18 protein-coding genes are annotated in these 10,820 nt (G+C 65.6%); 10 read left to right on the top strand and 8 right to left on the bottom strand.

What is annotated here, in order from left to right:
• Nucleotides 1–124: 124 nt before the first annotated feature.
• Genes EV659_RS14395 through EV659_RS14375 form a run of 5 tightly spaced genes read right to left on the bottom strand, consistent with a single transcriptional unit; the run spans nucleotide 125 to nucleotide 2,281 of the window.
• Nucleotides 125–964, bottom strand: a complete 840-nt coding sequence (locus EV659_RS14395; RefSeq protein WP_132709595.1) for a DNA adenine methylase — start codon at nucleotides 962–964, stop codon at nucleotides 125–127.
• Nucleotides 957–1,529, bottom strand: coding sequence for an ASCH domain-containing protein (locus EV659_RS14390; protein ID WP_132709594.1), 573 nt, complete (start codon nucleotides 1,527–1,529; stop codon nucleotides 957–959). Before EV659_RS14390 ends, EV659_RS14395 begins: the two co-directional genes overlap by 8 nt.
• A 4-nt stretch (nucleotides 1,530–1,533) precedes the next feature.
• Complete coding sequence (locus EV659_RS14385; RefSeq protein WP_132709593.1) at nucleotides 1,534–1,749, bottom strand: hypothetical protein; 216 nt, start codon at nucleotides 1,747–1,749, stop codon at nucleotides 1,534–1,536.
• Nucleotides 1,746–1,943 (bottom strand): hypothetical protein, encoded by a 198-nt coding sequence (locus EV659_RS14380; RefSeq protein WP_132709592.1) that lies wholly within the window; start codon nucleotides 1,941–1,943, stop codon nucleotides 1,746–1,748. Before EV659_RS14380 ends, EV659_RS14385 begins: the two co-directional genes overlap by 4 nt.
• Nucleotides 1,940–2,281 carry a hypothetical protein gene (locus EV659_RS14375; protein ID WP_132709591.1) on the bottom strand — a complete coding sequence of 114 codons (342 nt, stop codon included), beginning with the start codon at nucleotides 2,279–2,281 and terminating at the stop codon, nucleotides 1,940–1,942. Before EV659_RS14375 ends, EV659_RS14380 begins: the two co-directional genes overlap by 4 nt.
• A gap of 235 nt (nucleotides 2,282–2,516) precedes the next feature.
• Here EV659_RS14375 and EV659_RS14370 point away from each other — a divergent pair, with 235 nt between their 5' ends.
• The gene (locus tag EV659_RS14370) at nucleotides 2,517–3,359 is read left to right on the top strand and encodes a hypothetical protein (protein WP_132709590.1); all 843 of its coding nucleotides are present in this window, start codon (nucleotides 2,517–2,519) and stop codon (nucleotides 3,357–3,359) included.
• Here EV659_RS14370 and EV659_RS14365 read toward each other — a convergent pair.
• Nucleotides 3,354–4,214 (bottom strand): S24 family peptidase, encoded by an 861-nt coding sequence (locus EV659_RS14365; protein WP_132709589.1) that lies wholly within the window; start codon nucleotides 4,212–4,214, stop codon nucleotides 3,354–3,356. The genes EV659_RS14370 and EV659_RS14365 overlap by 6 nt on opposite strands.
• Before the next feature lie 238 nt (nucleotides 4,215–4,452).
• Between EV659_RS14365 and EV659_RS14360 the strand changes: the two genes are divergently transcribed.
• The 8 genes from EV659_RS14360 (at nucleotide 4,453) to EV659_RS14325 (ending at nucleotide 8,996) form a co-directional block, all read left to right on the top strand.
• Entirely contained in the window at nucleotides 4,453–5,142 is a 690-nt protein-coding gene (locus EV659_RS14360; RefSeq protein WP_132709588.1) for a hypothetical protein, read from the top strand.
• Nucleotides 5,139–5,390, top strand: coding sequence for a hypothetical protein (locus tag EV659_RS14355; protein WP_132709587.1), 252 nt, complete (start codon nucleotides 5,139–5,141; stop codon nucleotides 5,388–5,390). Before EV659_RS14360 ends, EV659_RS14355 begins: the two co-directional genes overlap by 4 nt.
• Nucleotides 5,374–5,832, top strand: a complete 459-nt coding sequence (locus tag EV659_RS14350; protein WP_132709586.1) for a helix-turn-helix domain-containing protein — start codon at nucleotides 5,374–5,376, stop codon at nucleotides 5,830–5,832. Before EV659_RS14355 ends, EV659_RS14350 begins: the two co-directional genes overlap by 17 nt.
• Before the next feature lie 257 nt (nucleotides 5,833–6,089).
• The gene (locus EV659_RS14345; RefSeq protein ID WP_132709585.1) at nucleotides 6,090–6,755 is read left to right on the top strand and encodes a hypothetical protein; all 666 of its coding nucleotides are present in this window, start codon (nucleotides 6,090–6,092) and stop codon (nucleotides 6,753–6,755) included.
• Nucleotides 6,752–7,228: a VRR-NUC domain-containing protein gene (locus tag EV659_RS14340; protein ID WP_132709584.1), complete on the top strand. Its 477-nt coding sequence runs from the start codon at nucleotides 6,752–6,754 to the stop codon at nucleotides 7,226–7,228. The genes EV659_RS14345 and EV659_RS14340 overlap by 4 nt, the downstream gene beginning before the upstream one ends.
• A gap of 545 nt (nucleotides 7,229–7,773) precedes the next feature.
• The gene (locus tag EV659_RS14335) at nucleotides 7,774–8,049 is read left to right on the top strand and encodes a DUF2312 domain-containing protein (RefSeq protein WP_132709583.1); all 276 of its coding nucleotides are present in this window, start codon (nucleotides 7,774–7,776) and stop codon (nucleotides 8,047–8,049) included.
• Nucleotides 8,049–8,273, top strand: a complete 225-nt coding sequence (locus EV659_RS14330) for a hypothetical protein (RefSeq protein ID WP_132709582.1) — start codon at nucleotides 8,049–8,051, stop codon at nucleotides 8,271–8,273. The genes EV659_RS14335 and EV659_RS14330 overlap by 1 nt, the downstream gene beginning before the upstream one ends.
• Nucleotides 8,274–8,276: 3 nt before the next feature.
• The gene (locus EV659_RS14325; RefSeq protein ID WP_132709581.1) at nucleotides 8,277–8,996 is read left to right on the top strand and encodes a hypothetical protein; all 720 of its coding nucleotides are present in this window, start codon (nucleotides 8,277–8,279) and stop codon (nucleotides 8,994–8,996) included.
• Nucleotides 8,997–9,007: 11 nt separating this feature from the next.
• Here the strand turns inward: EV659_RS14325 and EV659_RS14320 are convergent, their stop codons facing one another.
• Together EV659_RS14320 and EV659_RS14315 are read right to left on the bottom strand one after the other, a co-directional pair.
• Entirely contained in the window at nucleotides 9,008–9,415 is a 408-nt protein-coding gene (locus EV659_RS14320) for a type II toxin-antitoxin system HicB family antitoxin (RefSeq protein ID WP_132709580.1), read from the bottom strand.
• Between the two features lie 3 nt (nucleotides 9,416–9,418).
• Nucleotides 9,419–9,610, bottom strand: a complete 192-nt coding sequence (locus EV659_RS14315) for a type II toxin-antitoxin system HicA family toxin (protein ID WP_132709579.1) — start codon at nucleotides 9,608–9,610, stop codon at nucleotides 9,419–9,421.
• Between the two features lie 91 nt (nucleotides 9,611–9,701).
• Here EV659_RS14315 and EV659_RS14310 point away from each other — a divergent pair.
• Nucleotides 9,702–10,820 (top strand): YdaU family protein (locus tag EV659_RS14310; protein WP_165878927.1); only part of this gene is annotated, 1,119 nt, incomplete at its 3' end.

Below are 10,820 nucleotides of genomic sequence, written 5' to 3'. Positions count from 1 at the left end.
CAGCGCGCCAGGTCGGTGGCGAACGACTTGACCGGCTTGAGGTCGAGTGTGCCGCGCCACGGCGCCTTGGCCGCGTCGTAGAAGGTTTCGGGCGCTTCGGGGGCGTCGGTATGCTGCGCGATGGTCATGCGACGCACTCCCCGTCGTCGGTTTGGCAAAACAAGTCGGCGGTTGGTCGCCTATGGCAAGCGGCTGGGTTGAGCCACAAGCACTCAACCCGCTGTCGCGCCCCATCTGCATACGCCCTCCGCTCTACACGCTCCCATTTGGGGTACAGGCGTTCGTAAAGCGGCGACGGGTAGCCAGAAACAACAACCATGCCGCGCAGCCTGTGCAGGCAGTCGGCTAGGTCCGCGTGATCCTCCTCGGTCATCTCGAAGGCGTAATCGCGGCCCCTACCCCGCGTGGACGGCACGTAGGGCGGGTCCACATAGTGCAGGGTCTGCTCACCGTCGTGGGCCCCCATCACCGCGATCGCTGGACGGTTCTCGATCACCACACCGCGCAGACGGTCGACTATCTCCGGGAGCCGGTCCGGGTAGCGCGCCCAATCGCGCACCGGCGTGCCTCCGTCGCGGCGCGTATCGGCGCGAAAGCCGGTGATGCTATGGGGCGAGTTGGACCCGTGGCCCATCATCGACCGGACAATCAGCCGGCGTGCCCGCTCCACCGGATCGCCACAAGGCTCATACGCCGCGAGATATTCGGTTCGCGCGAAAGGAGTGAGGCGCAAAGCCTCTTCCAATCGCTCCGCGGCGCCGGGAGTCCGCAGGATGTGAAACAGGGTAACCACGTCCCCGTCCAGGTCGTTGTAGACCTCGGCATAAGCTCTCGGCTTCGATAGCAAAACTGATCCCGCTCCGCCGTAAGGCTCCACGTACACGCGATGGGCCGGAAAGTGGCTAATGATCCAGGGGGCCAAACGCGCCTTGCCACCGTGCCACCGCAAAACCGGATTAATCATCGGCCGCCCCCGCTTCGGGCACCTCGTGCGGCCAGGTCCAGAAGCCCTGTGCACCTTTGGCGGGCACGGGCGCGGCCCAGCGTGTCGGCGACCGCATCGGCCAGCCATAGAGCGTGCGAGGCCGGTCGGTCTTCGGGTCGCGCACCTGGCAATGGTGGTCGTGGGCGCACACCTTGCCCTGAGCGCGCAGCGCGAATTTGGACGCCGGCACGCCCAGCAGCACCGTGCCGAGCCCGGCTGCGCGCGGCAGGGGGTCGCGGCCATGGTGCAGCTTGCCGTGGCGCACGGCCGCGGCGTCGCGCAGCAGCCGCAGCGCCGGCTCGACCACCAGCCCCTCGCCGCCACGGGTGCCCAGGTCGCAATCGATCTGGGCGATCAGCCGGTCGAGCGCATGGGCCTTGGGGTCGATCCGGCTGGCGTGGATCACCACGCGCCGCCCCTGCGCCCAGGCCGGCGCTTCCCAGGTGCGCCACTCATAGGGCTTGAGCCCGGCGACGATCAGCGTCGCCCAGGGCTGGTGAACGGTCAGGGCGAGCGGTCGGGAATCGGCCTTCGGGTCGGGCATCGCCTTATCCTCCGCTCGCAACGATCAGGCCGAGGGTCAGCCCGACGATGCCGCCGGACAGCGCGCCGAGGATCATGCCGACCAGGGCGGCTTCGTCCGCTACGGTCTGCGGCTCGACCTCGGGCGCGGTGCGGTGGGGCGCGGCGCGACGATCGGCTGATTGCCGGCCCCGCTGGGCGGCGAAGGCTTCTTTCAGGGTCTTCGGGTTGTGGCTGGTCATGGTGCGGTCCTTTCGGCCGGCTCGACCGGCACGCAGTCGACGGTGTTGACGATGGCGGTCAGGCCCTCGCCCACGGCCTGGATCGCCAGGCGCTCATGGGCGCGATAGGCGGTGACAATGCCGACGCGGCCGGTGGGGCGATGGCGCACCCGGTGGCCCAACATCGGAAACAGCGAGACGATTTCAGCGCTCATCGGGCGGCCTCCTCGCGGCGGCCGTCACGCACCATGGCGGCGATACGGCGATCCAGGGCGTCGCGCAGGGCGACCGCCTCGTCGATGGTGGACGGCGCGCCGATCCGCCCGGCGGCGAACGGCTGGTCTTGCGGCTGGCCGGACAGCGCGGCCCGGCCTCGGTCGATGATCCCGTCGAGGCGCGCCACCTCGGCCTCGTCGCCCAAGTCATCGTAGAGCGCGTCGCGTTCGGCGGTCAGTTCCCGCAGCGCCTCGGTCAGCGCCGCTTCGAGTTGGGCGACGCGGTCGCCAGGGCTGGCCTTTGGTGCCGCAGCGGCGGCCGGTGTTTGATCCATCATCGCTCCCTCCTTTGCGGGAATTGGTGCCCCGGCCCTGTTGGCTGATGCCGGGTCGGGCGGTGGGGCAGCGCCGCGCAGAGCCTGGCCGGTGGCCTTGTCGTGCGGGGCGATGGAAAGCATTTCGCATCAAAATGCGTTTTTCAAGCAAAATCCGCATCACAATGCGGTTTACTGTGCGTCCAAATTATTTCTGTAATTAAGCTTATGAGAAAAATGTCAAAAAGAGGTGGTCGCTATGAGTGTAAAGGAAAAGGAAAATAAATTTCTGAAATATCTAAAGGATTGGTTTGGTGATTTGGATTTTTCGCCTCCAAAATGGCATAAAGAAGAAAAAGAGAGTGTTCCCGATGAAGGGGACCCTGTTTTTGAAAGTTCAGTTCCAAATGAAGGTGTGGTTGATGAGTTTCTTGATGGTATTAGTGTGGGTATTTGCTACACGGATGCAAAAGGGAATGGGACTGAGCGCTGGGTTAATATGCAGACGCTTCGCACAAATGGCGTTATTTATGCGTACTGTCATGCTCGTAAACAAATGCGAAGCTTTCGCATCGAAAATATAAAATTTGTTTATGATGATGCGGGAGAGATTATAGATACAAAAGATTTCTTTTTAGAGTTGGGTATTGATGTTTCAAGGTATGCCCAGGTCGGTCAGAGTAGGAGAGAAAAAAAGCAGAGCGCTTTTGCCTATAAAGAGGCGGGGCAGGAGCATGGGAAAAAGCACAAAGAAATTGCCGCTTCGGGGATGCGTATTTTAGCCGCATTGGCTCGCGCTGATGGGGATCATGACCCGGTCGAGACGGAAATTATACTTGAGTATGCAATAGAATATGCAAAGTCATTCCACGGTGTTTCCGCGACTGATGAAGATAAAAAGGTAATTTATAAGCATATCCGTTATCTTCGCCCGAGACCATCTACCGTTATGGATTGTGTGGACGAGATATATGAAAAGCCAATGAGCGAAAGGAAACTGCTGCTTCTCTATGCCAAGCGTCTTGTTGAATCGGATGGAAAAATTACGAGCGAAGAGGCGGATTTGTTAATTATGTTGAACAGCGAGCTTTCTATCTTATAGCCTTCTGCCAAACCACACTATTCGACCGAGAATGGCGACATTTTCAAAGAGGTCTTGGGCATCTTGATAGAATGCATTTCGGGGGCGTAAGAGGATTGCAGGGGGATCGCTGCCATAAATCGGCTCGATGATGCGGGCCATAAAGCTATCGCCCATGCGAATAGCAAAGGCGCCTGGCTGTGCCGGATCTTTCATTCGCATGTCGATTAGCACTTGGTCGCCGTGTTCCAGCATGGGGGACATGGAGTCGCCAAGGATCTGCATCGCAACGATATCGCTTGGCTTTGCCCTGAGTTCGTCTTCGATGAGTGCTCTTGGAAATAGAGTTGTGGCGGAGATTGTGTCGGTCGTAGGCCCTCCGTTGCCGGCCCCTAGATAGCTTTCCAGCTTCGGGATAGAGACATATTCCGCTGGCACCATGTCAGGTGTGGGCGGCGAAGGGGGTGGGCCTGCATTCGCCTCCCCGATGAGATTTCCTATGGAATCCTCAGCGGCTGCCGCGAGTTTCGCGAGCGTTGTGTAGGTGAGGCTTTGGCTGTCACCTTTAAGAAAGTTGCGCAGCGTGCTTTCGCGAATCCCGGCGGCGCGCGCCCAGGCTGACTTATTCAGACCGTAGGCCTTCATGTAGCGCTCAAGCGCTGCGCGCAATCTCTCAGCTTCAAGTGTCATGTCGCCTAAGATGCGTTGTGTCGCATTTAACTGCGAACGCATAGTTATGCGAATTTTCCTTGAGTGCGCATTAAAATGCGGTATGGTCGGGGCATGACTGTTGATCTCGCCATCGCGCGCATTCGTGCCTTTGCTGCCTTTCGTGGGTGGTCCCGTGCTCGTCTCGCTAGTGAAGCGGGCATGCATGACACCACGTTACGTCACTTCCATGAGGTCGACTGGAATCCCAGGGCCGAGACCATCCGGCGCTTGGAGGCAGTCATACCGGACGATTTCGAGCTCGGGGCGGCACTGCCAGAGCGGCAAGCGGAACCCCGGCCGCCATTGCATCGTGACCGAGCCGCATGAGCGGCGGTCTGGCCCACGGCGATATGCGGCTGGGGTCGTCATGGTCCCAGCCTGAGCGAACGGAGGGAGGAACTCCATGACGACAACCAGCATGATTTTCGAGGATCGCGGCTGCGCCATTGTCACCGACGAGGACATCGAGGCGCTGGGCGAGCGGGTCGGCGCCTTTCTGCGGGCGGCGATGCCGGGCGACGCCAAGGCCAAGGTAATCGCCCGGCGCTATGCGGTCAGCATCAGCACGGCGGAGAAATGGCTGGCTGGCTCGCCGCCGGGGGTCAAGTGGCTGGCGATGCTGATCAACGACCTGGGCGCCCCGTTCGTACGGCACGTGTTCGAGCCGCTGTTGGGCGAGGCCAGCCTGAGCCAGCGGGCCGACCGCCTGGTGGCTGACATGGAATTGTTGAGAAAGGATTTGGCCCATGTGGACGCGGCTACGCAGCGCACTCTGGATCTGGCTCGGGCAGGTGACAGCGTGGACGGCGCGGGCGCTGGGCAGCGCGGGCTTTCGCCTGTCGCGGCGAGCGGATCGGATGGTCGGACGCGGGATCAGGCTGCGCCAGCGCGCCCGGATCGGCTGACCGGCGCGGCGCGCGGCCTGGGCGTCTGGCTGGCCGGTCTGGCGCTGGGTCTGGCCCTGGCCGACGGCGGCGGCTGGGTGCCGGTGCCCGACGATCAAGCCGCCCAGCCGATCATGCAGCGCGCACCGCGCGGCGGCCAACAGGGCCGTAGCCTGCGCCTGCGCCAGGGCCGGGAGTTCGACATATGAGCCCCCGCTCGACCCGGGCCTCCAGCCCCCATGCCCATGAGGAAGCGCGCGCCGTGGCGCGTGCGGCATGGGAGCGCCTGCGGACCGCCCGGCGGACGCTGGAGCGCGCCCAAGACGCCGCAGTGGCGGCCGAGGCCGACTGGCGCGACGCCCGCGACCGGCTGCGCGCCCTCGAACGTGTTCTGACCGCGGCGTCCGCCGCCAATCACCAGGCAAAGACGGAGGGCCCCCATGCCTACGCCGATTGATCACCAGCGGGCCGAACCGATTTACGCCTATCTGTGCGAGCGGGCCCGCGCGGGCGGACGGACGCCGACGGAACGGGAAATCGGCGAGGCGATCGGGATGTGTGGCGAGGCCGTGCGCCGCGCCATGCCGGTGCTGGTCGAGCAGGGGCGCGTGTGCCGACCGCGCCGCGACGGGTGGCGGCCCGTTGGCATGGTCTTGCCCGAATTGGGGCTGACGATGGCGCCGCCGCCTGCCCCCCAGCGCGATTGCGATTGGCCCACCAAGCGCGAGCGCGAGGCCGAGGCGCGCCGCGTGCACGCGATCCTCTCGCGGCGCGGCTATGGCGAGGATGATCTGTCGATCGCCCCGCAGAGCGTCCCCGGCCCGTCGATCAACTGGCGCGATCACCGATCCGGCCCGCCGGCGGCCAGCAGCGCCGCCGACTTGGAGGGCGGGGCATGACGATCCAAACGCCAAACCTTGAAAACCAAGGGCGCGAGCCGTATTATGTGGCTTGGAGCTTAGCAACTCCAAGTCAGAGCGGAACCCGCCCCGCAGGCGGTTTTTCTATGCCTATGTTCCGGGGGCCGTACGCGTATGTCCAGGGCGCAAGCCTAAAGGCGTGCGGGCTCGACTCTGGCCGAGTTGCTAACCCCCGGAGCGCCAGCACCTTAGCAAGTGGTGACGCTCCGGCACTCGAATGCCAGAGGAGCGACGCCATGGCTGAGACTGGCGAACGGGCGGAGTCTGCCCTCTCTCTTACCGACATCGAAAGCGATAGTGACGAGCCGCGTATCAAGGATGTTCGGCTCGGCGAACGCCTGGGCATGGCCCAACCCCTGAACATCCGCGAGGCCATTGAGAGCAACCGAGCCGAGTTGGAACGGTACGGAGAGGTTTTCACGCGCTCCGTGAAAACCTCCGCTAAGGGCGGTCGCCCTGGCTGCGCCTATTATCTCAACGAGCCCCAAACTCTCTTGCTTTGCATGCTGTCGCGCACGGAGCGCGCGGCCGACGTTCGCCAGGAAGTCATCGAGGTCTTCATGGCTTGGCGGCGGAGTGAGGAGCGCGTCGCTGTGCGGGCACACACGCGGCGCAAGGCTCGTCCGAGCAAGCAAATCCAGGATGCTGCTACCCGCATAGACCCGCGCCGTCGCCATCTCGTTTGGTTCGACGGCCACGGCCAGATGCAGTCCAAGGCGGTTGGGGCCGGGGCGACCATTGTCGACGGCTCCAACGAGGTGAACCTGCTCACCTTTCTTCGAGAGGAAGTCCCTTCGCAGAACGTGCCGCAAGCGTTCGACTGCCTTGGTCAGCGTCTGCGCCGTCTCGCCGAGAGGGAGATTGCCCGGCGGCGAGGTAGCCAGGGGAGTGACACCCCATGACCCAGCGCATGACAGCGGCGGCGTTTCGTACCCGGTTTGCGGCCGGGCAGGGCGGTCGGCGGGCCGGGCGCGGCTACACCGACCGCGAGGGCCCGGTGCATCGGGCGATCATGGACTATCTGCGCGGCCTGGATGCGGCCACCGGCGGCGACCTGTTGGCGCTGCACGTGCCCAATGGCGGCCACATGAACGCCCGCTATGGCGCGGCGGTGAAGGCCAAGGGGGCGATGGCCGGGGCGCCGGACATCCTGGTGCTGTGGGCAGCGCCGGCGGGCGCGGCCGGTGTTGGCTGGATCGAGGTCAAGGCCGACCGGGGCCGGCTCAGCGACAGCCAGCGGCGGTTTGCGCGGCGCATGGAGCATCTGGGCGTGCCGCTCGCGGTGTGCCGCTCGGTGGCGGATGCCGAGGCGGCGCTGACCGACTGGGGCGTTGTCACCGCACCGGGCGAGGGGGGCGAGCCATGTGGCAGGTGACCATCCGCACGGGCGTGGCCCGGAGTGTGGGCGTGCACGATCTCAAGAGTTTTTCCGGGGGCATTCCCTCGCGGGGCACCCGACCCGCGTCACCCCGCGGCGATGCCGGGCGGACCCCCGGACGGTCGGTGCCCGACCGCGCGACAGCCGCCAATCGCCGCATCGGCGTCCGGGCCACGAGACGGCCCCACTCTCTCGCTTCGCGCTTGCGCGTGCCAGCCCGCCGCTGCGGGCCTGGCGTTCCGGCCCCGGCCGGGCGCCCGTGTTTCCTTGATGAGATCACCTTCCCCCGGCTTGCGGCCGGGGGCTTTCTCCCGCGCCGGCCTGGCGCGGTGGCTGTCGGCGCGCGTCGGTCGGGGCGGGTCCCTCCTGCGCCCCGGCCGGTGTGCGATCCTCCCCACCGGCAGCCACCTCGCGAGGGCGGCGCGGGAGAAAGCCCCATCGGCGCACCGGTGGGGACCTGGCCCGACGCCCACAACAACAACCGACACCGGCCAATCGGCCAGTGCGCCGCCCTCGTTCCCCAGAACCCCAGGAGGCATCCCATGAATGACGGTCAGGAAACGGCCCCCGCCAATGCGGGCGGCGTGTCGGGCGCGCAACTGCGCCAGTTCATCGAGCGCATCGAGCGGCTGGGAGCGGAAAAGCAGGAAATCGCCGACGACATCAAGGATGTCTATGCCGAGGCCAAGGCCAATGGCTTCGACCCGAAGATCATGCGCCAGGTGATCCGGCTGCGGAAGATGGAAACCCAGGAACGCCAGGAACTCGAAACGCTCCTCGACGTCTATCTGCACGCGCTCGAAGGCGGGGCGGCGTGATGGCTGGCAATCCCCCGTTTTGGCTCGTCTGGAACCCGCAGGGCGTCCGCCCGCCTCGATATCGCCACACCACCTTCGCCGGTGCCAAGGCCGAGGCCGAGCGGTTGGTGCGGATCTGCCCCGGCAACGAATTCTATGTGCTCGCCGCCGCAGCGCGGGCGCGGCGGGTCGACGTGCAGACCGATGTCTTCATTGCAGAAGACGATGACGAAATCCCGTTCTGATCCATGACCGGGCATCTGACCATACCCGCCCCGTCCGGCACCGAGACCGGCGCTGGCCGTGCCGATCGCATGGCCGAGGGGCGTTTGGGCGGCTACGCGCGCTCGGCCGACGATTGGTACATCGAGCCCGCCTGGCTCGTGCAGGGGCTGGTCGACCGGCTGCCGCTGCCCGGCCGGCTGTGGGACCCGTGGTGCGGCTGGGGGATGGTCCCGCGCATCTTGCGCCTCAATGGCCTGCAATGCCGGGCCACCGACGTGGCGCCGCGCGGCTATGAGCGCGCCTGGAGATGCCACGACTTTTTCCGCGATGCCCCGCCCGAGGGCATCGACACCATCATCGGCAATCCGCCCTTCGGCGACCCGGACAGCGGCGGCCGCCGGCGCGACTGGACCCGGCTGGCGGTCGAGCGTGGAATGAGCATCGCCCGGCACCGGGTGGTGATCGTGCAGAAGCTAGCGTGGCTGGAAGGCGGGGCGCGATTTCACTGGTTCCGCGATCTCCCGCCGGCGCGGGTGATCATCGCCGCGTCGCGCGCCTCCATGCCGCCCGGGTCTGAGATGGTGGCGCGGCTGGAGCGCGATCTGTGGGACACCGCCCAGGGCGGCAAGGTGGCCTATGCCTGGTTCGTGTTCGAGCACGGCCACCGGGGCCCGCCCGCCATCGACTGGATACCGCCATGGGATCGCCGGCGGCAGCGGTTCGCGACGGGGGCGGGCGAATGATGGCGCTGGGTTTACATCGTCTCTTGGCGTTCCAGCGCGCGCTCGGCGGCTTGGGCCAGGAAGGCCGACCGGTTCTTGGCCACACGGTCGATCCGCGCGATCAGGCCCTCGTCCATGATCACACCAATCCTGCGCGCCTTGGTTTCTGGGATGTAGGACACGGCCAGCACGCCGGCGAAGTCTTCAGCGCCGGCAAGATCCTCGGGCTTAATCGGGCGCGGCTCCGGCACTGGTTCGCCATCGGCGCGCAGCCCATCCAGGTGAAGCGAAAGCCCTTCAGGAGCGCGAGTGGCGATCTCGTCCCAGGTGTCGCCGGCCGTCGCGCAGCCGGGCACCGCTGGAAAGAAGCCGGAATAGCCGGTCGCGGGCGTGCCTTCGACAACCAGCATATAGGTTGGAGGGGTGCTGGGATGGACCATTGCTCATTCCTTCAAAGAGATTTGGGCCTGGGTTTCGATGCTCTTGAGCGTCTTGGTTTTCATGTCCTTGGTCGGGTGGGCGACGGTGACCCTTCCGGGTTTGGACGGGTGTTTGAACTGCTTGTGGCTGCCGCGCTGAGCCACTTCGTACCACCCGTCAGCCTTGAGGCGTTTGATCACCGTTCTGCTGTCCATGAGCCCGTCCTTTCCTCACCAAAAATACATACTGAACACATACTCGGCAAGTGTCGGTATGTGCTCAGTATGTATTTTTTCCCGCGCTCCATTGGCGTCGCCCACGGTCGGCCCGTGGGGCGCCCAGGAGCCACGCCATGTTCACAGGAGGACCGTCATGGCTGAGTATCCCTCAATGCCGCTTTGGACCGACGCCTATCTGGCCGACACCCAGGACCTGTCGGCCGAAGAGCATGGTGTCTATCTTCTGCTGCTCATGACCGCCTGGCGGTCCGAGCACTGCGCCTTGCCCGACGACGATGTGCGCCTGGCGCGGATGGCGCGCGTCGGTACCAAGAAGTGGGCCAAGCTGCGCGCGGCGGTTCTGGACCGTTTTTTCACCCTTGGCGACCAGGGGTGGACGCAAAAGCGTCTCCTGGCGGAGCGCGAGCGGATCGACACGTTGCGCGCCCAAAAGCGCAAGGCGGCACAGGCTAAGCACTTGAAAAACAAGCAATCGGCCCCTGCGGACGCAGGCCGGCCGCAGGTGCGAAACCGCTGCAATCCATATCCATATCCATATCCAGAGGAAGACTCTCCCTCCCTTCGGTCGGGAGAGGGGGTGCCCCCGCCGGCTGCGGCCGGGGTCGATCCAGCTGCTGGGACCGACCAGCCGCCACCCCCACCCACCAGCCCGCCGCCCGATGGCACCAAGCCCTGGGCCGCCCCGGCGGCGACCGCGCCGTCGTCGGCTGGCGGCCAGGTGGTGCCGTTCGAGGCCGGGATGGCAGCCGGCACCGGCAGCGGGACGCGGTCGGCCGATCCGCCGCCGGTGGCCGAGGCGGTGCGCCGCTGGAACGCTCTGGCCGACGAGCTTGGCCTGCCGCGCTGCGCCAAGGTCAACAAAAGCCGCGGCCAGGCGATCAAGGCCCGGCTGCGCGAGCACGGCCTGCCCGGCTGGAACGCCATGCTGATGGCGGTGCGTGCCAGCCCGTTCCTGCGCGGCGATCGACCCGGACGCGACGGCCGGGGCTTTCGCGCCAACATCGATTTCGTCGCCCGAGAAGGCAGTTTCACCCGGATTTTGGAGGGAGTTTACAGCGATGACGCAACAGGCAGCCCTGGCCAAGCACCAACCCCAACCCACCACCCCGGCGCGCGCCGCGCAGGCCGCGGTGGCAGCGATGCCGCCGTCGACGCAGCGGCGGCTCTGTGCAGTGAGCTTGACGCC

This window comes from Rhodothalassium salexigens DSM 2132 (genome assembly GCF_004341375.1).
Classification (GTDB): Bacteria; Pseudomonadota; Alphaproteobacteria; order Sphingomonadales; family Rhodothalassiaceae; genus Rhodothalassium; species Rhodothalassium salexigens.
The sequence above is the reverse complement of the archived record's forward strand: the minus strand, read 5'-3'. Positions and strand labels throughout refer to the sequence as shown.